This window comes from Endozoicomonas sp. ALC013 (genome assembly GCF_049310205.1).
In the GTDB taxonomy this organism is placed as follows: Bacteria; Pseudomonadota; Gammaproteobacteria; order Pseudomonadales; family Endozoicomonadaceae; genus Endozoicomonas.
Genome location: NZ_JBLYNS010000019.1, coordinates 25,558 through 47,938 on the forward strand (window position 1 = coordinate 25,558; position 22,381 = coordinate 47,938).

The 22,381-nt window shown below is 48.0% G+C and carries 22 protein-coding genes; 9 read left to right on the forward strand and 13 right to left on the reverse strand.

Translation table 11 applies throughout. From position 1 onward, the window contains the following. Window positions 1-179 precede the first annotated feature (179 nt). From ACO6V1_RS06015 to ACO6V1_RS06045, 7 genes are all read right to left on the reverse strand, one after another. Window positions 180-590 (reverse strand): hypothetical protein, encoded by a 411-nt coding sequence (locus ACO6V1_RS06015; protein ID WP_422444048.1) that lies wholly within the window; start codon window positions 588-590, stop codon window positions 180-182. Between the two features lie 109 nt (window positions 591-699). Next, the gene (locus ACO6V1_RS06020) at window positions 700-1,728 is read right to left on the reverse strand and encodes a hypothetical protein (protein ID WP_422466176.1); all 1,029 of its coding nucleotides are present in this window, start codon (window positions 1,726-1,728) and stop codon (window positions 700-702) included. Window positions 1,729-1,882: 154 nt separating this feature from the next. Next, window positions 1,883-2,749, reverse strand: a complete 867-nt coding sequence (locus ACO6V1_RS06025; protein WP_422466178.1) for a hypothetical protein — start codon at window positions 2,747-2,749, stop codon at window positions 1,883-1,885. Window positions 2,750-2,833: 84 nt separating this feature from the next. Next, window positions 2,834-3,964, reverse strand: a complete 1,131-nt coding sequence (gene alr / locus ACO6V1_RS06030; RefSeq protein ID WP_422466180.1) for an alanine racemase — start codon at window positions 3,962-3,964, stop codon at window positions 2,834-2,836. A gap of 276 nt (window positions 3,965-4,240) precedes the next feature. Then, window positions 4,241-5,245: a TIGR01620 family protein gene (locus ACO6V1_RS06035; protein ID WP_422466182.1), complete on the reverse strand. Its 1,005-nt coding sequence runs from the start codon at window positions 5,243-5,245 to the stop codon at window positions 4,241-4,243. Then, complete coding sequence (locus tag ACO6V1_RS06040) at window positions 5,242-6,690, reverse strand: YcjX family protein (protein WP_422466184.1); 1,449 nt, start codon at window positions 6,688-6,690, stop codon at window positions 5,242-5,244. Before ACO6V1_RS06040 ends, ACO6V1_RS06035 begins: the two co-directional genes overlap by 4 nt. A gap of 212 nt (window positions 6,691-6,902) precedes the next feature. Then, complete coding sequence (locus ACO6V1_RS06045; protein ID WP_422466186.1) at window positions 6,903-9,047, reverse strand: hypothetical protein; 2,145 nt, start codon at window positions 9,045-9,047, stop codon at window positions 6,903-6,905. 299 nt (window positions 9,048-9,346) lie between these two features. Here ACO6V1_RS06045 and ACO6V1_RS06050 point away from each other — a divergent pair, with 299 nt between their 5' ends. After that, window positions 9,347-9,781 (forward strand): hypothetical protein, encoded by a 435-nt coding sequence (locus ACO6V1_RS06050; protein ID WP_422466188.1) that lies wholly within the window; start codon window positions 9,347-9,349, stop codon window positions 9,779-9,781. Window positions 9,782-10,023: 242 nt separating this feature from the next. Continuing rightward, window positions 10,024-10,416: a hypothetical protein gene (locus ACO6V1_RS06055; RefSeq protein WP_422444062.1), complete on the forward strand. Its 393-nt coding sequence runs from the start codon at window positions 10,024-10,026 to the stop codon at window positions 10,414-10,416. Window positions 10,417-10,457: 41 nt separating this feature from the next. On the opposite strand, the gene ACO6V1_RS06060 is transcribed toward ACO6V1_RS06055, so the two are convergent. Together ACO6V1_RS06060 and ACO6V1_RS06065 are read right to left on the reverse strand one after the other, a co-directional pair. After that, window positions 10,458-10,655: an AsnC family protein gene (locus ACO6V1_RS06060; RefSeq protein ID WP_422444064.1), complete on the reverse strand. Its 198-nt coding sequence runs from the start codon at window positions 10,653-10,655 to the stop codon at window positions 10,458-10,460. A gap of 6 nt (window positions 10,656-10,661) precedes the next feature. Next, window positions 10,662-11,270 carry an SIS domain-containing protein gene (locus tag ACO6V1_RS06065; protein WP_422466190.1) on the reverse strand — a complete coding sequence of 203 codons (609 nt, stop codon included), beginning with the start codon at window positions 11,268-11,270 and terminating at the stop codon, window positions 10,662-10,664. A 72-nt stretch (window positions 11,271-11,342) separates the two neighbouring features. Here ACO6V1_RS06065 and ACO6V1_RS06070 point away from each other — a divergent pair, with 72 nt between their 5' ends. Further along, complete coding sequence (locus ACO6V1_RS06070) at window positions 11,343-11,816, forward strand: hypothetical protein (protein WP_422444068.1); 474 nt, start codon at window positions 11,343-11,345, stop codon at window positions 11,814-11,816. Between the two features lie 273 nt (window positions 11,817-12,089). After that, complete coding sequence (locus tag ACO6V1_RS06075; protein WP_422466191.1) at window positions 12,090-12,545, forward strand: hypothetical protein; 456 nt, start codon at window positions 12,090-12,092, stop codon at window positions 12,543-12,545. Window positions 12,546-12,673: 128 nt separating this feature from the next. Here the strand turns inward: ACO6V1_RS06075 and ACO6V1_RS06080 are convergent, their stop codons facing one another. Both ACO6V1_RS06080 and ACO6V1_RS06085 read right to left on the reverse strand, forming a co-directional pair. Further along, a complete protein-coding gene (locus ACO6V1_RS06080; protein WP_422444072.1) occupies window positions 12,674-12,988 on the reverse strand; it encodes a Rieske (2Fe-2S) protein in 315 nt (104 codons plus the stop codon). After that, window positions 12,988-13,170 (reverse strand): type II toxin-antitoxin system RelB/DinJ family antitoxin, encoded by a 183-nt coding sequence (locus ACO6V1_RS06085; protein ID WP_101748239.1) that lies wholly within the window; start codon window positions 13,168-13,170, stop codon window positions 12,988-12,990. The genes ACO6V1_RS06080 and ACO6V1_RS06085 overlap by 1 nt, the downstream gene beginning before the upstream one ends. A 408-nt stretch (window positions 13,171-13,578) precedes the next feature. Between ACO6V1_RS06085 and ACO6V1_RS06090 the strand changes: the two genes are divergently transcribed. Together ACO6V1_RS06090 and ispG are read left to right on the forward strand one after the other, a co-directional pair. Further along, window positions 13,579-15,504 carry a transglycosylase SLT domain-containing protein gene (locus tag ACO6V1_RS06090; RefSeq protein ID WP_422466193.1) on the forward strand — a complete coding sequence of 642 codons (1,926 nt, stop codon included), beginning with the start codon at window positions 13,579-13,581 and terminating at the stop codon, window positions 15,502-15,504. Between the two features lie 89 nt (window positions 15,505-15,593). After that, window positions 15,594-16,829 carry a flavodoxin-dependent (E)-4-hydroxy-3-methylbut-2-enyl-diphosphate synthase gene (ispG, locus tag ACO6V1_RS06095; RefSeq protein ID WP_101748237.1) on the forward strand — a complete coding sequence of 412 codons (1,236 nt, stop codon included), beginning with the start codon at window positions 15,594-15,596 and terminating at the stop codon, window positions 16,827-16,829. 160 nt (window positions 16,830-16,989) lie between these two features. Here ispG and ACO6V1_RS06100 read toward each other — a convergent pair whose 3' ends face one another. Beyond that, window positions 16,990-19,377: a penicillin acylase family protein gene (locus ACO6V1_RS06100; protein ID WP_422466195.1), complete on the reverse strand. Its 2,388-nt coding sequence runs from the start codon at window positions 19,375-19,377 to the stop codon at window positions 16,990-16,992. A 279-nt stretch (window positions 19,378-19,656) separates the two neighbouring features. Between ACO6V1_RS06100 and ACO6V1_RS06105 the strand changes: the two genes are divergently transcribed. Continuing rightward, window positions 19,657-20,316: a 7-cyano-7-deazaguanine/7-aminomethyl-7-deazaguanine transporter gene (locus ACO6V1_RS06105; protein ID WP_422444079.1), complete on the forward strand. Its 660-nt coding sequence runs from the start codon at window positions 19,657-19,659 to the stop codon at window positions 20,314-20,316. A gap of 95 nt (window positions 20,317-20,411) precedes the next feature. After that, a complete protein-coding gene (locus ACO6V1_RS06110; RefSeq protein ID WP_422462530.1) occupies window positions 20,412-20,813 on the forward strand; it encodes a PPC domain-containing DNA-binding protein in 402 nt (133 codons plus the stop codon). Here ACO6V1_RS06110 and ACO6V1_RS06115 read toward each other — a convergent pair. After that, on the reverse strand, window positions 20,810-21,349 hold the full coding sequence (locus ACO6V1_RS06115; RefSeq protein WP_422462532.1) for a chorismate mutase: 540 nt from the start codon (window positions 21,347-21,349) through the stop codon (window positions 20,810-20,812). The two genes, ACO6V1_RS06110 and ACO6V1_RS06115, sit on opposite strands and share 4 nt — an antisense overlap. Before the next feature lie 348 nt (window positions 21,350-21,697). Between ACO6V1_RS06115 and ACO6V1_RS06120 the strand changes: the two genes are divergently transcribed. Then, window positions 21,698-22,297, forward strand: a complete 600-nt coding sequence (locus ACO6V1_RS06120) for a hypothetical protein (protein ID WP_422444084.1) — start codon at window positions 21,698-21,700, stop codon at window positions 22,295-22,297. The last annotated feature ends 84 nt before the right edge of the window (window positions 22,298-22,381 follow it).

Consider the following 22,381-nt stretch of genomic DNA (forward strand, 5'->3'; position numbering starts at 1 on the left):
TCCTTAAATTATCGTGTAATTGATATTTATTTGTGCAATCAAATAAAAGCAACTGTAGATCCAATAATCGAATTAGACTGAAAATCGGTAATATAGTTCCAAAATTAGCAGGCATTTTCTCTCACGCGACTCCAGGATGGTGTCTTCATATCTCAACTATGTTTTTGAAATATCCGGGTTTAGCGGCTGTGTGAGCCATTTTGATCCGTCATCGGTAAAGGTTCCTGAACCAACTCAACAGCCCTTGCACCGATAGCCTTTTTACAGGCAAATGCACAACACACCCCTGCGGCATATACCATTAAACCGGTCAGGGCACCGTAGGTGACATTAACTTGTGTATCAACCTCATTCACCTTCAGCCCCCGGGAGTGGGAATAGAGAAAACCACCGCCCACACCACCGCCAACCAGCAGAACATACCCACCCAATAACCCGACAGTAGAATTCAGACAACAACGCCGTCCAAATGCAGACACTCTCACAGCCAGGGTAGCCGCAGCTTCATTGGCCCCGTTGGGTTGAGCAGCCTGTGGATATACGATACCTCCGGAAACACCGTTCACTGACCGGTCACCTCGTGATTTCACCAGTAAGTTCCCGTGACAGGCATAGCCAGTCTTGAGAATTGGTCATCTGACTTTTTGCAAAAAGCAGAGCGTGGACAGCCTTTAGATCGAAAAGTTCCGAATTGGTTCACTATTTAGTCAGACCATTAATAAATGTGTCCCAATCGAACTCATCTTTAATTAATGCTTTATTAAAATGTGCCTTTCTCATTCTGCCCAGGTGAATTCTATTATTTTCAATCATATTGGCTAATGAATCCACCTTTTCAGTTTTATCTTCAGTTTTTATTACTTGCTTAACCTGTAATGCAATGTTTAAAAAAGACAAAGCAAATGTTGTGGCATATTTCTCACCTTTTAAACTCATTCTGTTATTAATATCTATCGTTAATGAACAAATATGTGCTGTAAACAAGACATCCGCTGGATCTAACTGCACATTTTTGACTGGTAAAACCTCAGTTTCTGTCATCACTTCAGCAATTTCACCGGGCTGTAGAGGATTGCATGTAGAATCTAACTGCTCATTGTTGACTGACAAAACCTCAATTTCTGTCGTCATTTCAGCAATTCTATCAGGCTGCAGAGGATCATCTGTAGAATCTTCCGGTCGTTTGTGCTCAGTTACCGATGAATCACCCTTGGCGAGCATGCATAGTTGTTGAAATAATTTAACAAAATCGTATGGTTGATAGTCATTAATGCCAAAAATATCATTCATGATAAGTCTTGCCGGACCGGGAGATAGGGCAATAGACGGTATAATTACATTCAGAGACTGATCCGTTTTAATTTCTTCATCAATATCAAAAGGGTATTTTTCTGCTCTTTTTTTTAAATCCTCAAGCCTTTCAAGCATTCTTACTTTTGGTTTATTTTTAAAAGCCATTTTTACTAAAAGATCGTCTGATCTAAGAGAAAGGTAATTATCCACATTAATTGAGCTAAAGGCGAGAAAGTCCTTCAAATTAAGGTGTTGGGTAATTTTAAATCTTAATTCCTGGAATAATGGAAAATAATTATTTTCTGCAGGCTCTGAAGTCACCTTTCGTAACGGGGTGAATATATTGGCTGTTGGATTTTTTACAAATTCACTTGACCTATGATAATCAGAAATATTAGCAAAACTATTAACAATGGCATTTTCAGAATTCATCATTATGCCTACATTTCTGCAATTCCATATTCATTTGATCATCAGATTGGGAAAAAGTTCCGCTTAGGATTGATCAATGAAAATCCTGAGTCAAACCCCCACTTCATCACCGGTTTTATTTTTTGCTGGATACCATGAAAAGTAGATCGTGGACAGCCTAAAGATCGAAAAATTCCAGTTTTTTATTCTTCTTTAGTCGCAGAGAATCAATAAACTTGTCCCAATCGAACTCGTTTTTATTTTTTAATACTGATTTAAAATAATAAACTTTACTTAGCTTCCATCTTATAAGTTCATTGCTTTCAATCATATTGGCTAATGTATGTAGCTTCTTATCTTTTTCTTCAATACTTATCAGTTGGTTTACTTGTGATGCAATCCCTATAAAATATAACGCAAGAAGTGAAGTACCTTCAGTATTTTTACCGCATTTTAAACTCATTCTGTTATTAATATCTATCGTTAACGAACAAATATGTGCTCTAAAAAAGACATCCGTTGAATCATCATTGGCAAGCGTACATAGACATTGAAATAATTTAACAAAATTAGCTGATTGATATTTATAGTTTACAGGATCCTTCTTTAAGAGAAGTCGTGCAGGCCCGGGAGATATGGCCACAGGCGGTATTATTGCGTCATAATTCTCATTCAATTCAATTGGCCCATTAATTTCGAAGGGATATTGTCGTGCTTTTTGTTTCAAATCATTGAGCCTTTCAAACAATACTACCAGCGGTTCATTTTCAAGAACTCTTCTTACCAGAAGGTCGTCCGATCTAAGCGAAAAATAATTATCAACATTGATTGAGCTAAAGGCGATAAAGTCCTTCAAATTAAGATATCTGGCAATTTCAAATTTTAAGTCGTGACTCAATGGTAAATAATTATTTCTTGCAGGCTCTGAACTTACCTTTCGTAACGGACTGAATATATTGGCTGTTGGATTTTTTACAAATTCACTTGACCTTTGATAATCGGAAAAACTGACAAAACGATCAACAATAGCATTTGCAGCGTTCATGATTGTGCCTTTACTTTTTCCCCTCCTTTAGAGCATAGGTTTGGGAAAAAGTTCCGCTTCAGAGATTTGCAAATAGCATTGGTATCAGATCTCCATTTGATCAAAATCCAGTTGCTCAGGGATGAGAATGCCGTGATATTGCACAGGAACACGGTTCAAATTGCAAAGCAGCTGATAAGGAATAGTACCTGCACCTTTTGCCACCTCATTAATGGGCAAGTCATCTCCCCACAGGATGGCACGGTCCCCTATCTGCACATCGGGCAAATCGGTTAAGTCCACCGTCAGCATGTCCATGGATATTCTGCCCACCAGCGGTACACGGCAGCCATTAATATACAGCGGTGTGCCATTGGCGGCATGGCGGGGGTAACCATCTGCATAGCCGATAGCCACCACACCGATCCGGGTGGTTCTCCGGGCAATCCACTGACTGCCATAACCCACAGAACTCCCGGCAGGAATGGTTTTGATGCTGATGATGGCTGAACTCAGTTCCATCACCGGTTTTATTGTTTGCTGGATATCATGAATTTGTGCAAATGGAGAGACCCCATACAACAGCAGGCCAGGACGATTCCATTCGCTCTGCACTTCTTTCAGGGCAACCAGCCCGGCAGAGTTACAGAAACTGCGCTCACCAGGCAGGCCATGGGTATAAGTATTGAACGTTGTCAGCTGCTGTTGGGCATGATCACTGTCCGGCTCGTCGGCACAGGCAAAGTGACTCATCAACACAATGTCTTTGACATAAGGGAGATCATTGAGTTGCTCCCAGACTGTGCGGTACTCATCAGGGGCAAAACCGACCCGCCCCATACCGGAATCCATCTTCAGCCACAGCCTTACCGGATGTTTGGGACGGTGGGCGACTAATGCATCAATCTGATACTGATGATGGATCACCGTATCCAGACGATACTGGTCAATCATTTCCAGTTCTGAAGGTTCAAAGAAGCCTTCCAACAGCAGTATGGGTTGTTTGATGCCAGCAGCACGAAGTTCCAGGGCTTCCTCAATAAAGGCAACGGCAAACCCGCTGGCAATATCCGCCAGCGCGGTTGCACAGGCTGTTGCACCATGGCCATAGGCGTCCGCCTTGACCACCGCCATCACCTGACCATTACCAGTGCCCCTGGCAGACAGTTGTTGGATAATACGATAATTATGACGCAGTGCATCAAGGTTTATCTTAGCTGTTGCTGGTCGGCCCATGCCTTTTGAAACTCCCCCGGGAATGCCAGTTAAGGGCAGCATCCTATCAATTAATAACTAACAGCTCTTTATGTGTTTATCGAAATCATTATATTGAATAAATAATACCCTTTGATCGTATTTATCCATAGCTTTGATTGCTTTTTATTCTTTATTAGACGGTAAGAGTCCACTAATCAGAGTCAGTTTCTCAGTGAAAATGCCAACGTCAATGGGAATAGCGATTAAGGAGCAACCTGTCGCAGCAGGTGCTCCTTCAATGAGGCGGGAATAAGACTATTCTGCTTTTTTTCCGGGATCTGCCATAGTCCGAAACCGGGCGTCCATGGCAGTGAGAATACTGCTGGCTAAACGACCAATGCCGGGTTTCTGACCATCAGCATAAGGAATTGGACGACAGAGCGCCATGGCCCTGAGCCCCATGCGGGCGGAATAGATACCGACACCAACCCCGCTGGCGGCCTGAGAGCTGACCACGCCCAGCAACCGGTTGGAAGTAAAGTCTGATAGCTGATCAGACAGCAGTTCTGTCGCACCAGCCAGCGCCATCTGTTCCAGAACCATGGTTAACAGGTGGCTACGGGCAGGCAATGAAGGCCTGACACCGTATACCTGACAGATCTCATCGAGCATCCGGATACTGCGCCAGACCGACAGCAGCATATCAACGGCGGCAAATGGGCTGAGAGCCACCATCAAAGCAACTTGCTGGCTATGTTGTGAAATACAGGCAAGTGCCCGCTGGTCCAGGGTCTGGAAAAAATGGCTATCCAGGTAAGCCAGCAGCTCGCTGTCATCACTGTAATCCGGCATCTCAGACCACACTTGTTCCAGCAGCATTTGCTGGGGCTTACCCTGATAGAGCTTACTCAACTGCCCGGCCCATTGGCTGGTTAATACGGTCGTTCTCTGGTCTCGAAACTGTGCAGCCTGCGCCTGTAGTTCGGTGATCTGTCGAAAGTCCCGTTGATACAGGAAAAACTCCACCACGGCTTTAACGACAGTGACCGCCAGGGCCAGAAAAAGCAAGGCAAACACTAAGGCCAAAGACCAATGCAGTTGATAGAGAAAAAGGCCCAGTTCCACCGTTTGCCAAAGCACCAATATCAACAGCAGGGTCAGCAGCCCGTAACATGCCGACCGGATAAAGCGCAGTGGTTTGGCCGCCAGTTCAGGTCCCTGCAACACCGGATCCCGGAAACCATCACTGATGGACTCCGGAGTCTCCAGGGGTTGCTCTGGTTCCAGAGGGATAAAGTATGGATCGTAATGTCGGGTCATGAAAACCGGTCTCCCAGCAGATCATTAAGAATGCTATCCAGACGGATATGGGGTAATCGGCCACCTGCGACCAGCTGCAGCCCACCGGGCGGGAGCAACCGGCGCAATTGCCACTGGCCCAGAGCCTGCCAGTCATCCAGTGCCGGAATCTGTTCCGGAATATCCGGGTGCAGCAGCACTCCCGGCCCCTGCTCCGTCATCCCCTGCAGAGCCTGGTGCCCCTGATAATCGACATATGTCGTTGAGCGCACGGCGGCAACCGCTTCACAACGGACATCCGTCGCATTAAACGCCGCTCTGCGCCTGGCCTCCTGAACCAGGTTTGCCATCAACCCTCTCACGGCTTCATGCTGGTCAGGCAGCACCTGATCAATTTTACTGGCGGCAAAAACGACCCGGTCAATGCGTGGCTGAATTAATCGTCTGAGCAGGCTGTTGCGCCCATAATCAAAACTTTGCAGTACCTGAGTCAACGAGAAGCGAAGATCATCAAACGCTTCCTGGCCACGGTTCAACGACTTGAGCACATCCACCAGCACCAGCTGTCGATCCACCTTCTGAAAAGTATTTTGATAGAAGGGTTTGACCCGGGTTTCCAGGTAACGCTGATAATGCCTTTCACACACTTTGAATAAAGAGTCCTCCACCGCTTCCTCCAACTGATCTTCTGAACAGCCAGTGATGGCAAGCAGGGGGATAAACGGCAGTTTACTCTCATCACCTGAAGGTGCGGCATGCAGCCAGCGCCCGGGTTGAATCATGGTCAAGCCCGCCTGCTGACAAGCCTTGAGAAAGGTCAGTTGTTCCTGCCACAGTACTTGCAGTTCCAGCTCGGAAATGGTCTCCAGAGGATTAATGGACTTCAGCTTTTCGATAAAACTCCGGCCAATAGACCGGCGCATGGCACTGTCAAAAAGGGCGTGACATTGCCCACACCAGGCACGGTAATCCATGGCCAGTAGCGGCAGATCCAGCAGCCACTCCCCCGGATAGTCACGAATCTCCAGATAAAGACGACTGATCCCCGGTTTTCCCCGGCGCAATAACCCGGGTGGCTGACGGAACTTGATCTCCAGCAGGCAGCCAGACTCATCCCTTGTAGCTTCCGGCCACCGCCCTCTTGATAAAGCGTCAATGCCCCGCTGATAAGGAAACAGTATGACACCATTCAGAGCGGACAGTTTTACCCCCAATAAGCGATCCTGCAGAACCGGGGGGAAGGCAGCCAGAAGGGCATCAGGATAGTGCTGTAACTGATGAATAAGACTGGTGATCAGGGTGGTTTTGCCACTGCCACTGAAGCCGGTCACCCCCAGTGTCATGCGCCGGTTAAGCAGCCGGTCGACGCCATTTTCCAGGGAACTGGCTGCTGACCTGGCAAGATCCATCGCTTTATCCTGCCCAATCAGCAAAGACTGCTTGACCTTGGTCTTTATTGGTTTCATTGAACCATTCTCGATTTTAAGAGTCTAATTCTCTAGATAATTATTAAATCAGATTAAAAATCATAAGGAATACAAAAATTTGTTTCTGGAACTTCCCGCTGCGGTTAAAGTTCAGGAGCCCGATGATGAAGTATCCGCTGATGCATAAGCAGTTAAAAGAGAACATAAAAAAATTACAAAAAGCAATCAGTGGTTCTTTATTAAATCAACATCTAAAGTTGATCAGAACTGACTGAATTTGTAGAAATACCTTCGGATAATATCAGATCCCAGTCTTTTCCGGTCAACTTGGCCAGGCCGCAATAAATTGCATTATTTTTGGATTCCATCATCAGTTCACGCACCTGTTGGAAGAAAGTCCCTCCAAACTCACCGCGCAAAAACAACGCCAGGTCATCATCAGGACTGCCTGCCTTTGGCTCAAGAAGCGATCTTATCTCTGCATCATAAGTCATGTTTCCATAAAACAATTGCCCAATAATTTTATCCAGCAGACTTTGCTGGCCGTCCCCATCCCTGAACAATGACGCCAGTAGGGCATCATCGGAAAAATCCGCCCTGAGGATATGAAATAAAGTGGGAATCAAGAGTGAAAAATTATCACAAATATCACCAACCAATTCATTCACGTCTATATCGCGTCCAGCATCTTCCGTACTCACAGGACACTCCACAGTCATTGCCCTGAAAACGTCAAAACGTCTGAAAGACAGGGGGGCAAGCTGTGATCTGAGGTCGGGCATATTTAAACCTGAAGTACGATAAGCTATCAGCTTTTCTAAATTCACGTGGTTTCTTCGTAGCGCTTTGCCACGCTCTATGAGTTTTACCTTAAGGGTTTCAGGAATCGCCCCGGGTAACAGGCTATTGGCCAGAGAGAGGCATGACAGCCATTCCTGCTGGTCTTCGCTCAATAACCCACTGCTATAGGTGATCGCTTCCAGGAGACATGGACGAAAGTGTGATTCAGCAAAGTGATTGGCACCAACCATTCCTGCAAACCCGGACACCAAATCCTGAGTTGCTATCGGGGATAACAATGGCTTTAGCTTTTTACACAGGTCCAACGCCACAGAATAGTAGTTGTATGCCTGCAAATCGTGGGTGAGGCCTCTGCCAAGCTGCTCAATTCTTGCTCGCTCAACACTGGCAACAGGATGCTGCATGGCAGAGGCGTACTGCTGTTTGACTGGAGGTGAGCCAGGCAGCTCAGGCAGCGGGGTATCGCCATCTGGCCGCAAAGGCAGATAAGCCTTGCCCAGCAGATTCATAAACGTAGCGCTGTTAGCCCCTTCCTGAATCAGGGGGCGATCAACACAGCTGATCCATTCAAATAATGGTTTGGGTACCGGGCCACAATACAGAAGCTCGACAGGTTCATGAACAGAGTTCTCCCATTCCCTGTTCTGCAAATCATAAAATGGCACCTGCAACGATTTTTGTAATACCCGGAGCCGTTCAAGGCTTGCCAGTGGACTCAATACCAAAACCACCGTTTTCTCCAACTCTGATGTATGACTTTTCACGACCCCTGACAGCAATCTTCTGATAATCACGTCATGGGCAGGCTCCAGGGCATGATGGTGAATACCATAAAGTGGCAGCAAATGAATTCTACCGGCTTCCGTCTCTCTCAGGATTTTTATCAGGCTGGCGGCTCTTGAGTCGTTCTTCATTAGCGCCGGGATATCCGGTTTTTGCAGTAAATAAGCGGTCTGATAGTTTGCCAGCGCCGGAAGGTCCAGGTTCTGATGCATGCCATTGCACCGCTCAATTCTGGGCGTCGTGTTGCTCCATTTGAAGGGCGGAATAACAATCGCCACTTTTGACACCAACCATGAGCGGTTACCGTTCATGGCCCAGAAACCGAGGGGTTGCTCCAAAGGTCTGTGGTTAATAGTGCAATGATCCACCAACTGTTTAAAAGGAATACACTCACACACCAGGCCAGAATAATGCAAAGTCTGTACGCCATCATTCCCGGGGTTAAATTCTGGCATGAATAACCGGAGCTTATCCTTCATCCGCTGCCATTCATCCTCCCCATTAAACTTCAGAACCAGCTCAACCCTGCCTTTAAAGCCAAGATGAGCCAGCCCTTCGATGATACTGAATGCAGCCGTATGGTCTCCCTGGCCGGGACTCTCCGCAAGCCCCACCCGGATAACAGGAATGGCACCCAGCTTCTCAGACAGGCTGATCTCTGCAGTATCAACCTTCCTCTTACCCAACAGGGTTAGATCAATGTCTTTTTTGGGCGACTCATTAGCACAACCGGATAAATGCTTGCGAACTGCGATAGCCCGAATGGATGAATAAACTGGAGAATCAGGAGGTCGCTTGCCACCTCCATTCATCGATCGCCTGGTCAGAGCATTTACAGACAGTGACGAATTCACGGCTATATCCGATTAACAAAATTCCTTAATATAGCTCGTCCCTCGTCCCGCTGCCCTTACAAGGCAGCAAGTCATACTGACAATCAACCTGGGAAACCTATCAACCGAAACAAATAAACAAATCCTCCCCAGATGGTCTACTTTTCTAACGGCGTTCCTGCTGCAGCATAAAAATTCAATTGAACTGTGATACGGGATTCTATTCCCGGCTGTGGTGGCCGCTGATTCAATCTCATTTAATAAATGGTCTGCTACCCATGAAACGTTTACTGACATTTATAGTGACGCTATCACTGTGTTCAATTGCACAGCTCTCAATCGCCGCCCAGTATCTGGATATGCCGCCAAGCTATGAAGATGCCACTACCTATACGATTCACCTGAAACCGGGTGATGACAGGGAAATCAATATGAGTGAAATCTTTCGTCTTTCCAGTGAGGGCTATACGTCGATAAGAATCAAAGTGGCTACTACTAACAGGGTTAATAGAACCAGGCCAACCATGCGGTATCCTTTTTACCATAACGACATAGCTGAACGAATCCCTCATTGCCGCCTGTTAAGGCAGCATGACTACGCTGATAATTATCGGGTATTACTGGACAACACCATTTATCAGTCCAATCTCAGTTACGATGATGCCATTTTACTGATTGGCAAACTCGTATCGGTGAACTCCTGTACATTTTGATGTCCATGGGCACAGCTTAAAAAGTCCTGACCCGGCCCTTCATCACAGGGCCAGGGTGTAGGATGCTATAACCTATTGATTAAATTACTGATATTAAGAACCTGAATGGCTCGGAAAACCATTTCGGTTTTGCATACATTCTCTTTATGTCTCAATGAGGAACTATTTTCCAATTTATCAGTCTGAAGTTAGAGAAAACCCTTTAATTCTTACTATTTGAATAATTTACAAGGACTGATTCCATGAAACTCATCCACTTACTGTTCAGGCTATCTTCCCTGATACTTTGTACTACTGTACTGTCAGCCGGGGCTTTTGAACTTGCTGCACCTGCTTACCATAATGATTTACCGCCCAGCTATGAAGATTCCGTGGCCCATTCCACCTATACCATCCAGCTCAAGCCCGGGGACAACAGATTCATTAGCTTCGTTGAACTTTTTGGTCGGGGCTATTACAACCTGAGGGTCAATGTAGCCAGTGATTTGAAACAGCCACATTGCCGTCTCTTTAAGCAGAGCAACGGCTATTACCGTGTACAACTGGATAACATGATTTATGATTCAAACCTGCATTATGACGATGCTGTATTAGAGATTGGTAAACTCGTCTCTGTGAACGCCTGCCGGTTCTGATCTCTGCGAAGATTGTAATGGTGGGGGCCTTACTGCTCCCTTCACAGAGGAAGCGCAGTGGTGAACTTCATCTGTTCCATGGCAAAACTGGAGGTTACATCGGTCAATCCCTCCACGGTGTTGACCAGCGCCTTATAGAAGCAATCAAATGACTGAATATCTTTTTCAGCCAGCTCAGCCAACGAGGGAGTCGTATCCTCCTGCAACTCCCGTAATATGTTGCGGTCAATTTTATCCATAATGTTTTAAATGCTGTCACTGGTTAGCAGGCCCACCACATTCTGGTCACTTTGCTGCGCTTCGGGGGAACTGAACAGATGTCGACGAATCAGGGTTTCAGCCAACAGGTCACCAATAGCCAGCAGAACCGTAGTATAGGTCGTGGGGGCCGGCTCCCGGTCTTCACGACTCTCAACCACACTGGCATCCAGCACGATATCCGCCTGCTCCGCAACCGGCCCCGCCGGATCACCGGTAATGGCAATCACTTTGTTACCCATTTGCCGGATTGCCGGATAAAGCCGTAGCAGCTCCCCAGTCCTGCCACTGTACGACAACATGATAATCACGTCACCGGGGCCAATCATACTCAGATTGTCTTCCCAGGTTTCAGCGGCATTCAGTATGTGCGTAGACAAGCCTGTGGCATCAAGCGTTGCAGCGATTTTCTGTCCCACCAGGCCAGACTGCTTCATACCAAACAGGATGGCGCGTCCACGACACTCGGCCAACAGCTCCAGGGCAGCTGTAAAGCTACCATTGATTCTGTCTTCCAGTGATTTGAGCGCTTCGATCTGTCCGGCAACACTGTTGCGCATGACATCAGAAACCAGCAGGTTATGGTCTAAATTCATGGTCCATCTCTTCTAATCATTTTCCATCAGTGTGACACAGAGAGGGTGATAGATAATTGATCAGGAGCATTGATGCATAAAACATTTGGGCTAAGGAACTTTCAATATGTTTGTGTGTCCGATCAGATGTCGTTAACCGAAATTGGAGAGATCATGAATATTGGCAATATGGCAACAGGTTTGGCAGGGGTTGGTCTGACGGCTGCCGCCAGCCTGAATACTGATACAGGGTATCTGGCCAGATGGCAAGCCCGGGCCATCATGACTTTAGCCAGTACCGTAGGAACCACCTTAAGTCTGGTGAAATGCTGCCAGGAAGGTAGAAACATATCCCCCAGAACAGTGGCAACACTGGCAACAAACGCTGGCGTTCTTGCTTACAGTTGCCTGCAACCTTGTGCTGGCTCCTATGAAGTATCGTCCGAAACAGAGTGCGTTCGTGAATTCTTTGCTGATGGCACAATGAGCATGCCAAAATGCCGACGCATTCACCATAGTACTAAACCGACAGAGATGGGTGACATGTTTCGTTTTTGGCGGAATTAGTGCAACCTGCCTCTGTTATACATACACAGCCCCTTGGTTCCCACGGTCCATCATGGAAACCAAGGGTGTGGTTTTATGGGTATTCGTACTTTTCTGCACTGGATGTGTAAGTTATTTCAGGACAGTTCCATATCACCAGCATCAGCGAATCAGGGCTTCAGCCAGCAGTTCGCCCATCGCCAACAGGATTGATGCATGAAACATTTGGGTCAGGGAACTTTTTACTATGTTTGAATGTTCGACCAGGCATTATTAACCAAAATTGGAGAAATCATGAATATTGGTAATATGGCAACTGGTTTGGCTGGGATTGGTCTGACAGCTGCCGTCAGTCTCAATACTGGTGTAGCTGACTCCTCCAATCTGACCAAGTGGCGAACCCGGGCTGTTATGGCTCTTTCTGGTACCGTGGGTACCGGCTTAAGTCTGTTGCAATGCATCCGGGAAGGCAGAAACATATCGACCAGAACACTGGCGACACTGGCAACGAACGCTGGCGTTCTTGCATACAGTTATTTACAACCCTGGGCTGATCTTCCAAAAGAGTTAATGATTTATAAGTCCGAAGCAGAATGTCATGCGGAATTCTTGAAGAATCAGGGTGCAATGAGCATGCCGCAGTGTAAACCCTATCTTCATAAGGCTGAAGTTATTGAAAAGATGGTAGAGCAAGTGGGTCCCCGTAGGTATAAGATGTCGCGGATAACCAAATACAATTGGAAAGAGTAGCTGCCGATCTTCAACTCAGGTGGCGTGGGATTATCCAGCAGTTTGTACCGCCTGCTGCCCACAAAAGGATAAGCAGTTCCTGCTTGACGGGTAGTGGGAGGCGGGAAGAAACTGTAGAAATACAGGTATTATTTCAGGTAGACAACACCCTCAATAACCTCACACTCCAGGACAGTCAGCATATCCCCCGGACAAGGCCCGGCAATACACTCCCCCGTTTCAATCAGAAACTGGGCACCGTGGGTAGCGCACTGAATCAGCCGTTTCTCTGAATCCAGAAACTGGTCCGGCTGCCATTCAAGATTAATCCCAAAATGCGGGCAACTGTTTTCGTAGACGTATACCTGATCACCTTTGCGTACGGCAAAGATATGGCCACGCTCATTACGGAAGCCTTTGCTACCAGGATCCTGAAGCTCATCGATAGAACACAAACGAATCATTATTTGCTTTCGGCCTCTTCTGGCAGACGAACGTCAAAAGGCATACCTCGCTGCAACACAATCTGACTGAAATAGAGATTAATGGCCTGGGAAGTGGTCAGCCCGAGTTGGCGCAGAATGTCTTCGGCCTCCTGCTTTAATGACTCATCAATTCGTGCCCGTACAGTCGTCTCTTTTGCCATAATCACTGCACCTCATGCATCTTTTTAGAATATTTCTGTCAATAGTAAAGATGATAAAAAACATCCCATGCGGCGGGAAAGCTCTACTTTACGCGCAAGCGCTACACCCTGTTATCAATCTGCCGATTGACTGTTACAGGCTGACAAAATATAACAATGTATGATGAGTTGCCATGAGAGCTTCACCAAACTTTCGTCAATGCTTTCGCAGGGTGAGCGACTCACGGCCAGCGCTTTTATCACACCAAAAGTAAAACAGGACGTTTTACGCAGTCACTAACAGGGATCATAGAGATTGAAGCTTTTGTTATGTTGAACAAGTTATCTCATTGCTTACTCTTTTTTTCATTGGCCACATCACTTCTGCTCCCCACATACAGCCTGGCTAACGAGTCAGAACGGCAGCAGATGCTGTTCACGCGCGTTGAAAAAGCACTGAAGACAGGGGACCATAAACTTTACGAGAGCTATCGATCAGAACTCAGTAATTACCCTCTGGCTCCCTACCTTGAGTACCTCAGCCTCACCAACGATCTTGATCGCATCAACCAGAGCGATATTGACCAGTTTGCCAGCCAATACCCCGATTTACCGCAAACCAGCCAGCTCCAGTACAAATGGCTGCGGCATCTGGCCAGTAACCAGCGCTGGCAATCCTATCTTGCTGCCTATCAGCAGGATGATGGCGGGCGCTATCAGTGCCTGAAAGGCGTAGCCCTGCACACACTGGGGCAGACCGAACAGGCCTGGCTGGAGGCAAAAAGTCTCTGGCTGAAAGGCCAGTCACAACACAAGGCCTGCGATCCGTTATTCGACAGCTGGAAAGCCTCTGGCGAACTCACTCAAAGCCTGATTATTGCCCGCTTCTGGATGGCTGCCGAGCAAAACAACCTGTCCCTTGCCCGCTACCTGAATAAGTCAATTAAAGATACGTCTTTCAAGGTATCGACAGAGCTGTTCTGGGAAGTCAACAAACACCCCGAACTGCTTCATACCGCCCGCTTTAATGGTGACCTGGAACATCAGCGGATCATTATGCTTCATGGCATCAAAAAACTGATTACCAAAGATCTGGACCTTGCCGTCAGCACCTGGCTGGCAATGCGCAACCGCTATCCTTTTTCCCCGAAGCAGCGATCCGCTGTTGACCAGCGGATCGCCATGAAAGCGGCCAAGAACTTTGTGGACAACGCCGAAGAAATTATTGCCAGCATTGATCCCGATTTTCATTATCAAAAGGTCACCGAGTGGCGAATCAGACTGGCGCTGGCTGACCAGGACTGGGAAAGAGTCCTGATACTGTTAGAGCATCTGCCAGCGGCTATCAGAAACAGCAGCCGCTGGCGCTATTGGAACGAAGTCGCCCTGCTCAAGTTTCAGGAGGCAAGCTATCAGCTGGTCGGGATGCCTCTGCCGAGCAAACCCACGCTGCTGCAAACACCGACACTGAGCGCACTGGGCCAGGAACGGAACTTTTACGCTTTTCTGGTGGCAGATCTTAAAGGTCAACCCTTTCAACTGAACCACCAGCAAAAAGCCATTCACCAGCAGGACCTGCACAGACTCAAGCAATATTATCCGGGCTTTAAACGTATTCGTGAGTGGCTGCACCATAAGCGCTTTTATAACGCCCAGATGGAACTGAACCGGATAACCCCGAGTCTGGATAAAACCCAGCAACAGTTAATTCCCTATCTCGCCCATCAATGGGAATGGCACCATCAGGCGATTATGGCCGCTGCCCGGGCAACGCTCTGGGACGACCTTAGCCTCCGCTTCCCGACACCGGACGCTGATATTTTCAGTGCGCAGGCAGAAAAACGTAAACTGGATTATCCCTGGGTTCTGGCCATTGCCCGTCAGGAAAGTGCTTTCCATCCCATGGCGCGCTCCAGCGCTGGTGCCATGGGGTTAATGCAGTTGATGCCGACAACCGCGAAACAGGCGGCTAAACAGGCCGGAATACCCTATAGAAAGAAGTCAGAACTGTTTAAACCAGAAATTAACATCGCCCTTGGAACTACTCACCTTGCCTGGTTGTCCAAACGATTTGAAGACAGCCGAATTCTGGCAACAGCAGCTTACAATGCAGGGAGTACTCCGGTAAAACGCTGGCTGAAGCAGAGAGGGCATCTGCCACTGGACATCTGGATTGAGACCATTCCCTACGATGAAACTCGTAAGTACGTCCAGAATGTCATGGCTTATCGCGTGATTTACAGTCTGCTGGAAGACCAGCCTGCACGTATGCTCTCATCTCAGGAGATGGCCTCCCTCAGTCTTAACCTGCAGGAGTCCAAGATTATTGCCCAGAGAGAGCAAGGGCAACCATGACAGGATGCTTCGGTTTTCCGCTCAGGAAAAGTCTTCAGGTTCTGATACACTGATTAGTTCTAATTTTTATTATTTGGAGAACAACGTTTATGGACAGGCGTCATAAAACCCATGCTGTTCAGGTTGGACACGTCACCATTGGCGGTGATGCTCCCATTGTGGTTCAGTCAATGACGGACACCGATACTGCGGATGTCCAGAAAACCATCGACCAGATTCGCCTGCTGGCGGATGCAGGCTCTGAAATCGTTCGCGTAACGGTGAATTCAGAGGAAGCAGCGGCCGCTATTCCGGCAATCTATGAAGGGCTGGCCAAACACAACTGCAATGTACCCATTGTCGGGGACTTCCATTACAACGGTCACCTCCTGCTGACCAAGTACGATGAAACCGCCAGGCTGCTGCACAAATACAGAATTAACCCCGGTAATGTCGGCTTTGGCGATAAGAAAGATGACCGCTTTAATGCCATGATTGATGTTGCCATCAAATACGATAAACCGGTGCGTATCGGCGTTAACTGGGGCAGCCTCGACAAAGAACTCTCTACCCAGCTGATGGATGAAAATGCTCGATCCGCCAACCCAAAGTCTTCCCAGGAAATCCTCCATGAAGCATTGGTCCTTTCTTCCCTGACCAGTGCCGATGCTGCGGTTAAGCGTGGTCTCGGTGCCAACAAAATCGTTATCTCCTGTAAAGTCTCCCGGGTACAGGATCTGATCAGCGTCTACCAGATGCTGGCTGATCGTTGTGAATACGCCCTGCACCTTGGGTTGACCGAAGCCGGGATGGGCAGCAAGGGCATTGTGGCATCCAGTGTCGCCATGGGCATTCTTCTGCAGCATGGTATTGGCAACACTATCCGCACTTCCCTGACGCCAGAGCCCGGAGCCTCCCGCGATAAAGAAGTGATTGTCTCCCAGCAGATCCTTCAGGCCCTGGACGTTCGCAGTTTTGCTCCGGAAGTGACTGCCTGTCCTGGCTGTGGTCGTACCACCAGTACGTTCTTCCGGGTTCTGACCGATGAAGTGGACGGTTTCCTGCGCAGTAAAATGGTGAACTGGCGCCACCAGTATGTCGGTGTGGAGAATATGAAAGTTGCCGTGATGGGCTGTGTGGTTAATGGTCCGGGGGAAAGCAAGCATGCCAACATTGGTATCAGTCTGCCCGGTACCGGTGAGGCACCTTCAGCCCCGGTATTTGTTGATGGCGAGAAATTCACCACATTGAAAGGTGAGAACATCGCTGAAGACTATAAGAAACTGATCGAAGAGTATGTTCAGAAAACCTATGCTCCCCGGGAGCAGGTGATCGCCAGCAACTGATGATAACAGACTGATACATCAGCACCGCCACGCTGTGGCGGTGCTACCCTCTCTTCATTTTTCCCTCAGCAAAATTGACATCCATCTAATTTGCCAGCTTTGCCCTGATGGGTCTTTCACTTCATCGGGAAGACCGTTATCAGGACAAACTTAAGGTTATTTAAGGCGTCAGGGTCAGGGTATATTTTGCATCACCCGGTAAGAACGGACTGGCCTTCCCTTCCACCCAGTCCATATAACCTGCGCTAAAGAAAGGAGAGAGCGGGTGACCACTCTGACCACCCGGCATGTGAAATATTGCTTCATCTTCACGCCCGGGAGACACCACCAGCCGCTCAGATACCCCTTGATCGGCACGCTGGGCCCTGGGCATCCAGACATCGCCAGAGAGAGGTACGGCGGGCATCTCCAGCAGTCTGCCAAAGACAGGAATGGCACCACTCAAAGGGTGGCGGATATCAGCGGTATTTCTCTGTCCCCAGGTGGCATTGCCCAGCTGATCTACGCCTCCCAGATCACTCACCACCTGATCCACGGTTTCGATCAGCAACTCATCCCAATTTTCGTACTGAGGACTCAGCCAATGCAGCGGACGCTCTTCCAGAAGACGCCATATCATCTCGCTTTCATGATTTAACTTCTGCATAAAGCCATCTTCTACATCCTCTTTGGCTTCTGGATAGAGGGACAGAAAGTAGCGCCCCAGTGATGACATGATCTTCAGTTTAAGCGCATCTTTATACTCACGGACTAAACGGTAACCAACATCGTCAGTGGCAGCCTTGCCAGACCAGTTGTTCACATAACGATAAAACGTCTGCCGGGAAAGGTTCCCTGCCATCACGTCATCCGTGAGTGTATCCAGCACCAGCCGCCGCCAGTTATCCATATAGAGAGCACGATGATCCAGGGCAATCTCCAGCAACGCCTGTTCATCAGCACGCTCAAGTGCCATCAGCGCATCACGAATCTGTATCTGCCGGGGTCCGAGGGCATAACCCCCGTTGCCCATCTTGTCGTAGTCTGCTCCGCTTACGATACGGGCATTGGCAGTCCAGACTCGTTGATCCGCAGGGTTATATACGCGGGGATAATGCACATCCGGAAGCCAGCTATCCCAGTTATCATCAGCCTGCTGCCAGGGCAGTGGGTAAGTGGAATCGATACCTGAACGGTTTGGAATCTGTCCGGCAACGGTCCAGCCAATATTGCCTTCACGGTCACCCACCGTAAAGTTCTGGGGTGGAATTCCGCCGCGGTTGGCAATGGCCATTCCCTGTTCTGCATTGCGGGCAACTTCCAGGCTTACCAGATTAACATTGGTCGCCTGCGGACGGTGGGCAGTCCAGCGCAGGGCATATTGCGTATCGTCGTAGGCCGAATCAACCACCGGCCCCCAATGGGTGCCTGAATAGTCAACGACAACCGGTTCCTGGTCTTTGATATGGATGGTTTCAGTCCAGCGTTCAAGGGGTTTCGGGCCATCATTGGTCATGTACTGGCCATCATCAATATCCAGCTCCACCAGATCAACCCAGTCACCAGCGGTATTGGTAAAGCCCCAGGCGATATGGGTATTGCTGCCAACCACAATAAACGGTGTGCCCGGTAATGTGACTCCGGTAATACTGACCCTGTCCTCTGGCTGGTCCGGGTGTGGATAACTCAAGGAAGCCCGATACCAGATGGTGGGTACCCGATGGCTCAAGTGCATATCATCCTGAATGATGGCTCCACCATGGTCCGTTAACTCTCCGGATACCGCCCAGTTGTTACTGCCAATAAGACTGTCTTCCAGCGTCGTTCCACCCAGATTGGCATACAGCTCTGCCTCTTTGCTGCGCAGGTCAACCAGCTCTGCCCCCGGGGTTAGCACATCCGGCAACTCACCGGGCTGCATTGGTGAATCCCAGCGGGTTTTCAGTGGCGAAAGAAAATCGATAACAGCAGGTACGGTTACACGACTGAGAAAGCCTTTCAGGTTATCCAGTTTTACTTCATCATCATTGAGATCCATGTACATGCTGAAGATCGATAGAAAAGAGTCTTCGCTTTTCCAGGGCTCAGGCTCCACACCCAGCAACAGATATTCAAAAGGCTTCTGCCCAAGATCTTTCAGGCCATGATTGACACCATCGGTATAGGCATTCAAAAGAGCCTGATGCTCAGCGCTCATAATCTCAACCGCCTGCTGAGCAACCTTGCGGAAACGATGTTTTCTCTGACGTTTATCGTGATCCAGCGCCAGCTCACCCACCAGTTCAGACAGTTCACCCGCAGAGTTACGCCGGTTCAAATCCATCTGAAAAAATCGTTCCTGGGCATGGAGATAACCGGTAGCAAAGGCAACATCCATACGATCACTGCCGGATATCAGGGGAACACCCTGGGCATCCCGCTCAATCGTAACCGCAGCATTCAGGAAGGGAGCCTCCACTTCACCCTCAAGCATGGGGAGACTTTGGCGAAGAAGAACAAACGCCGTAAGAATGATCAGCAGGGATATTGATACAAGGAGAAAAAAGCCTCTCCTTAACCAGATCAGCATTGATACTACTCCATTGTTGTTATTATGTGGTTGGAAAAAATAGCACAGTTTTATCAGGCTGCCCATGGATTCATAAAACCCATACCAAAGAGACTGGTCGCATACAAATGCTCCAGATACATCGTCAGCCCTGATCAAAACAGCATCATACGCTTGCAAAAATTATCACTTGGTCCAACGTTGTAAATCCCGATAGAATACCGCTCATTTTTAATGGTGCTAACGTACTAAATTGGTACTGCGCCTGAGTTCCCTCACCTCAACTAAAAAGGACTTGCTATGCAAACCAGCAATCGCGGCCTGAACATTCTGCTTTTATTATCGATATTTCATATCGTGACCATCACTGCCAGTAACTATCTGGTACAAATACCGTTTCAATTCTTTGGTATGCACACCACCTGGGGAGCATTCACCTTTCCGTTTATTTTCCTGGCCACAGACCTGACCGTAAGAATCTACGGGTCTGAGCAGGCCCGGAAGATCATATTTACCGCCATGTTCCCGGCCCTGCTGATCTCCTACCTGGTGTCAGTCATGTTCGTGGATGGAACCTTTCAGGGATTGGCAAGCCTGGCCAGCTTTAATGCCTTTGTCGCCAGAATTGCCGTTGCCAGCTTTGCGGCATACCTGATTGGCCAGATTCTGGATATCACCGTTTTCAACCGTTTGCGCCAAAATGCCATGTGGTGGGTAGCTCCGGCCTGTTCAACCATTGCTGGCAACCTGATTGATACCCTCAGCTTCTTCAGTCTGGCCTTTGCCGGTTCATCAGACCCTTTCATGGCGGCACACTGGATGGAAATTGCCCTGGTGGACTACGGCTACAAGCTGGCCATCAGCATGCTGTTCTTCCTGCCTATGTATGGCGTGTTGCTGAACTTCCTGGTGAACAGGTTGAATGTACCCATGCAAGTGAACTCTCAACAGGCTGCATAAAAGCCTGCGTATAAAGCAAAGCCCCGTTTAACGGGGCTTTACATAAATCCTGAGAAAGATAAGCTGATTGGGAGATCGGGGGATATAATAAAGCAATGAGTATTTCCGTAATAGCCAATCGCCTTACCCAGGGCGCTGACCTGAAAATAGCCGTGCAGGAACTGGTTAACAAGCACCGGATTTCTGCAGGTTCACTGGTATCCTGTGTTGGCAGTCTGTCCAGAATAAACCTTCGTTTTGCTGGCGCAGAAACGACGTTAGTTACTGAGGGCCCTTTTGAAATCGTCTCTGTCATGGGAACGTTGACACCGGACCATCAGCATATCCACATGGCTGTGGCTGATGCCAAAGGGCATGTTTTTGGAGGGCACCTGCTAGAAGGAAATATCGTTGATAGTACTGCTGAGGTGATTATTCACAGTTATACACAGCTGAGCTTCTCAAGAGCTTTTGATCCATCCACAGGCTACACGGAACTTGTTATTGATAAGCACTAGTTTTTAATTAGACGTATCATCTGAAGGCTGTCAAACATTTTCTTTTTATCGTTTTCCGATAGATGCCTGGTATTCACTGTTCTGACAAAGTCTTTCTGCTGTTTATTGTCAAAAGCCCCTCCATCTTTCAGGTATTCGCTGATTCTCACCACAATTTCATCACCAAGCGCCAAAATCTTTGGCCTGACCTCAGAAGCTAAATCCCGATATTCACTACGTTCAGGATGTGTAGATAACCAGTCAGCCATATAGCGATATTGAATCGCCTTGGCAGCATCCATCTGTGCCTGGAAGAAATCAGCAATAGAGTCCGGTTGCAAACCTGCCTGCTGCGCATTGACCAATGCCTTCTCAAGCACCTGCTGTTCTCTGGTCAGATCTTCGACCACACGATGGTTCCTGGCTTTGAATAAGGCGACATCCTGCATATAGCTCAACCGCTGGTTGATTAACTGAAAGATTCCATTCGACATTGTATCTGCAACCGCCAAGGTGGAGAGCGTCAAACAGAGCAACCCGGTTACGAAAAGCTTCATACTTCCCCAATAATCCTCAGAGCTTTGAACCAGTTTCATTCCATTGATTCAGCCAGTGACACCCAGCTCATATTTTACCCAATACCTATAAATATCTGCCAGGACCACAAGTGCTTGAGACAAAGCCTGACCTGATGAATTGGAAACGTTGTTAGTGTGGGATGTTCAGAAGTCACAGGATTAACTTCAAAAGTAACCGTACCTGTTCAAAACACAGGTGTTGTAGATATGGGCGCAATCGTCTGGTTTGGCTTTTCTTATCATCAATGCGCTGCCTGTCCATAAGAAAATTATGTGTATGCTGCGTATTTTCAATAACTATGCAATTCACTCCAAACCGAAATGATTATGTTAGCACCACTGACCGATCTGTTATCACCATTGCAGGGAACAAAAGGTACTGTCCTCGCATCAAACTCTCTGAAGAACCTACTGAGGATCACACCCATGCCAATAAAAACGCACCTGCAAGTATTCATTGCAACACTACTCTGCATTAGTTTTTTCAGCTTTGCTGAGACGGTTCAACCATGGAAAACGGGCAAAACAAGACGAATTGGTAGTGGCAGGATGCCAGTCATCCAGGTATACGAAGATGACGTCAATGGTTTTATTGCCTGTTATTCACATGACGATATTCCACCTGACCTTGTAACAGGAGATAAACACCTCCAAGGTTTTGTGGCTATGAAGGGAATATACAAAGGACGCATTTTTCATCCCGAGGGGTATTTAGATACAGATATCACCCCTTTTCATACAACGCCCAGCACCATGTGCCAGAACTACATTCCATCCTGCCGGGATGAGGGCAAAGAATGCTGGGCAGATGGTAATACTGGTGGATACTTCAGTCGCCTTATTAGAGCACTTGAAGCCGTCGATCGAATGCTGGACAGGCTGGAACCATACCGGTGGCAACTTCGGCAGCCTTGTTCAGGCACGTGAAGCTGTTGATCCAACCGTAACAATCTTTCTCCACAAAGCAAAAACCCCGATAGATTGCTCTATCGGGGTTTGCAGCCTTGAGCC

What these genes read in the sequence shown, in the direction of transcription:
- ACO6V1_RS06020 (WP_422466176.1), bottom strand. Translation starts at nt 1,728, where the DNA reads ATGATGAATTCTGAAAATGCCATTGTTAATAGTTTTGCTAATATTTCT.
- ACO6V1_RS06025 (WP_422466178.1), bottom strand. Translation starts at nt 2,749, where the DNA reads ATGAACGCTGCAAATGCTATTGTTGATCGTTTTGTCAGTTTTTCCGAT.
- alr (WP_422466180.1), bottom strand. Translation starts at nt 3,964, where the DNA reads ATGGGCCGACCAGCAACAGCTAAGATAAACCTTGATGCACTGCGTCAT.
- ACO6V1_RS06035 (WP_422466182.1), bottom strand. Translation starts at nt 5,245, where the DNA reads ATGACCCGACATTACGATCCATACTTTATCCCTCTGGAACCAGAGCAA.
- ACO6V1_RS06040 (WP_422466184.1), bottom strand. Translation starts at nt 6,690, where the DNA reads ATGAAACCAATAAAGACCAAGGTCAAGCAGTCTTTGCTGATTGGGCAG.
- ACO6V1_RS06045 (WP_422466186.1), bottom strand. Translation starts at nt 9,047, where the DNA reads ATGAATGGAGGTGGCAAGCGACCTCCTGATTCTCCAGTTTATTCATCC.
- ACO6V1_RS06050 (WP_422466188.1), top strand. Translation starts at nt 9,347, where the DNA reads ATGAAACGTTTACTGACATTTATAGTGACGCTATCACTGTGTTCAATT.
- ACO6V1_RS06055 (WP_422444062.1), top strand. Translation starts at nt 10,024, where the DNA reads ATGAAACTCATCCACTTACTGTTCAGGCTATCTTCCCTGATACTTTGT.
- ACO6V1_RS06060 (WP_422444064.1), bottom strand. Translation starts at nt 10,655, where the DNA reads ATGGATAAAATTGACCGCAACATATTACGGGAGTTGCAGGAGGATACG.
- ACO6V1_RS06065 (WP_422466190.1), bottom strand. Translation starts at nt 11,270, where the DNA reads ATGAATTTAGACCATAACCTGCTGGTTTCTGATGTCATGCGCAACAGT.
- ACO6V1_RS06070 (WP_422444068.1), top strand. Translation starts at nt 11,343, where the DNA reads ATGCATAAAACATTTGGGCTAAGGAACTTTCAATATGTTTGTGTGTCC.
- ACO6V1_RS06075 (WP_422466191.1), top strand. Translation starts at nt 12,090, where the DNA reads ATGAATATTGGTAATATGGCAACTGGTTTGGCTGGGATTGGTCTGACA.
- ACO6V1_RS06080 (WP_422444072.1), bottom strand. Translation starts at nt 12,988, where the DNA reads ATGATTCGTTTGTGTTCTATCGATGAGCTTCAGGATCCTGGTAGCAAA.
- ACO6V1_RS06085 (WP_101748239.1), bottom strand. Translation starts at nt 13,170, where the DNA reads ATGGCAAAAGAGACGACTGTACGGGCACGAATTGATGAGTCATTAAAG.
- ACO6V1_RS06090 (WP_422466193.1), top strand. Translation starts at nt 13,579, where the DNA reads ATGCTGTTCACGCGCGTTGAAAAAGCACTGAAGACAGGGGACCATAAA.
- ispG (WP_101748237.1), top strand. Translation starts at nt 15,594, where the DNA reads ATGGACAGGCGTCATAAAACCCATGCTGTTCAGGTTGGACACGTCACC.
- ACO6V1_RS06100 (WP_422466195.1), bottom strand. Translation starts at nt 19,377, where the DNA reads ATGCTGATCTGGTTAAGGAGAGGCTTTTTTCTCCTTGTATCAATATCC.
- ACO6V1_RS06105 (WP_422444079.1), top strand. Translation starts at nt 19,657, where the DNA reads ATGCAAACCAGCAATCGCGGCCTGAACATTCTGCTTTTATTATCGATA.
- ACO6V1_RS06110 (WP_422462530.1), top strand. Translation starts at nt 20,412, where the DNA reads ATGAGTATTTCCGTAATAGCCAATCGCCTTACCCAGGGCGCTGACCTG.
- ACO6V1_RS06115 (WP_422462532.1), bottom strand. Translation starts at nt 21,349, where the DNA reads ATGAAGCTTTTCGTAACCGGGTTGCTCTGTTTGACGCTCTCCACCTTG.
- ACO6V1_RS06120 (WP_422444084.1), top strand. Translation starts at nt 21,698, where the DNA reads ATGTTAGCACCACTGACCGATCTGTTATCACCATTGCAGGGAACAAAA.